Source organism: Bradyrhizobium sp. PRIMUS42 (assembly GCF_023006515.1).
Taxonomy (GTDB): domain Bacteria; phylum Pseudomonadota; class Alphaproteobacteria; order Rhizobiales; family Xanthobacteraceae; genus Bradyrhizobium.
Genome location: NZ_JALBGZ010001603.1, coordinates 1 through 447, shown reverse-complemented (window position 1 = coordinate 447; position 447 = coordinate 1). Strand labels below are relative to the sequence as shown.

2 pseudogenes are annotated in these 447 nt (G+C 69.1%); one reads left to right on the top strand and one right to left on the bottom strand.

Annotated features, from left to right (window positions below):
• Nucleotides 1-198, bottom strand: a pseudogene (locus MOV75_RS41880) (phenylacetate--CoA ligase family protein); the annotation flags it as partial.
• 86 nt (nucleotides 199-284) lie between these two features.
• Between MOV75_RS41880 and MOV75_RS41875 the strand changes: the two are divergent.
• Nucleotides 285-447 (top strand): annotated as a pseudogene (locus tag MOV75_RS41875) (mannose-6-phosphate isomerase); the annotation flags it as partial.

The window sequence follows — 447 nt, the reverse complement described above, 5'->3', positions numbered from 1 at the left end:
CAGTTCCGACTTGCGCAACACCGGCAGGCCCGCCAGGGCCGCTCTGGAGGTCACGGCGGCGGGATCGAGGCCTCTTAGCCGCTCGGCATAGGCCGGGGCGGCCATCGCGGCTCGCAGCACCTCCGGCAGGCGGGAGAACAGATCGGCCTCGCGCGCTGCTGGCTCACGCGTCTCGCGGGCGTCGTAATGGGCGGTCATGGCTGTTCTTTCCGTATTGGCATCCGTTGCGCGCCGCCACCGGCATGGGTATCAGACCGCCATTGGCAAGGCCGAGAGAGGACCCGATGGCGGACGTAGGAAACATTGCGGCGGATGAGGCTGCCGATGTCGTCGTGCGCCTGAAGCGGCGCATGATCGACGAGGCGCTGCCGCTGTGGTCGACCGTCGGCTGGGATCAGGCCACGGGCGGCTTCATCGACCGGCTGCACCGCGACGGGACTGCGGATG